Source organism: Spiroplasma sp. hyd1 (assembly GCF_016082235.1).
Taxonomy (GTDB): Bacteria; Bacillota_I; Bacilli_A; order Mycoplasmatales; family Mycoplasmataceae; genus Spiroplasma; species Spiroplasma poulsonii.
Genome location: NZ_JXYY01000105.1, coordinates 54 through 1624, shown reverse-complemented (window position 1 = coordinate 1624; position 1571 = coordinate 54). Strand labels below are relative to the sequence as shown.

Sequence of the window (1571 nt, the reverse complement as noted above, 5' to 3'; positions counted from 1 at the left end):
GTTGATTATATTCTCTACTTTTAGTTGAATAGGTAATTTGCTTATTCGCTGTTAAAAGTAAATCAATTTTTCTATCTTTTTCAGCAAGTTCTTTTTTAAGTATTTCATTTTCTTCTTGTAATTTGTCAAATTTAATTGATTCTGTTATATTCATATTAAATCTCCTCCAAATTCTTTTCCATAATTAATGTATCAATATATTCATAAGCACTTTCTTCTGAATAACATTCTTCTAATGCTTCATTAAATAAGTCTTCTTCTGTATAAACATAACCATTTTCATCTTTTCACATATTAATTTACCTCATTCTTTGATATTAATATTTCTATTAATTTTCTTCCTTTTTGTTCTTTAACATCAAAATAAGTTATTTCTTTATTTAATAAATGTGCTTCTTCATTTTTAATTAAATTAATATCATCATTAATATTTTCTTTTTGCCCTGTTTTATTATCAAATATATTAATACAAAAATCATTGTACATATATATTGATATTAGATTTTTGATTGTCATTTTTACCTCCTATTTTTAACTCGCTGGCACTCACTCCCAAGTGAAAGTGCCAAAGCGAGAATTAGTTATATTAAGTATTTATCTATTTATTTACTACGCCATCCACTTCACCAAGGATGTTCGGTGGCGGTATATTTTATTGTTTAATGTTTAATAATCGACAGTTGTTTTTATAAGGTAATGCCAGAGAATTCTCTCTCTTCATCCGCACCATTTCAGGTCAAAGCGTTCAGTTTTTAAAATAAATCTACTTGCACCTTGAAGAGCCCAGTGCTATATCGCAAATCTTATTTAGTAAAGTGACCATCTCTTTGATTATTGTCGTTCGATGTTGACCACGCACTTATCACGACTATCGCTTGTTAAAGCGTCTATTATTTCCGGACTAATTACCGTTGGGCTAGACCGCCTATGTGGAATAAAAACACTTAGTTATTTAAAATAACCGTCCCACACTGCATTAAGTTGTTTTATAAAATCAAAGTTTTAAAAAACCAGTTTCATAATCAAAGATAATTTTTGAATTTTCTAGTTTTTGATAAAATTGCTTTTGTGTTTTATCTTTTACTTTATTCAATAAATTTCTATGTTTTTCACAAGTTCATAAAACTTTATTTGATACAAATTCTTCAGTAATGAATGATATTGTTTTATAACAATCATTAACATCACATATTTTTTGTTGCTTATTAATTTTCATTACCTACTCCTTTCCTTGATATTAAGTTTTTTTTATTTATTAGCAAATTATTTAACTGAAACAGAGGAAGGACAACACCTTAAATTAGGAGAAAAACAAGTACACTTTGTAAAGATTTCTAAGATATTTATAAATGTGTAAACAACTTAAAGAGGGTATCAGAAAGTTGTGTAAAAAGTTTCTATTTTAAGAATTTAATATGCTGTCCTTTCTCTGAATCAATTAATAATTTTGGTTTTACAAATAAAAAAACCATTTTAGTAAATGGTTTAATTTATTATTCTTATTCAATTTCCGAGTTTTTTTCCAAAACCCCAATATTTTTTATACGACCNNNTTNNTNNNATNNNTTNTT

At 26.2% G+C, this 1571-nt stretch carries 3 protein-coding genes; all 3 read right to left on the bottom strand.

Annotated features, from left to right (window positions below):
• Nucleotides 1–155 precede the first annotated feature (155 nt).
• A complete protein-coding gene (locus TS70_RS06505) occupies nt 156–293 on the bottom strand; it encodes a hypothetical protein (RefSeq protein ID WP_198049781.1) in 138 nt (45 codons plus the stop codon).
• A 1-nt stretch (nt 294) separates the two neighbouring features.
• Complete coding sequence (locus tag TS70_RS06500) at nt 295–516, bottom strand: hypothetical protein (RefSeq protein ID WP_198049780.1); 222 nt, start codon at nt 514–516, stop codon at nt 295–297.
• 460 nt (nt 517–976) lie between these two features.
• Nucleotides 977–1216 (bottom strand): hypothetical protein, encoded by a 240-nt coding sequence (locus TS70_RS06495; RefSeq protein WP_198049779.1) that lies wholly within the window; start codon nt 1214–1216, stop codon nt 977–979.
• Between the last annotated feature and the right edge of the window lie 355 nt (nt 1217–1571).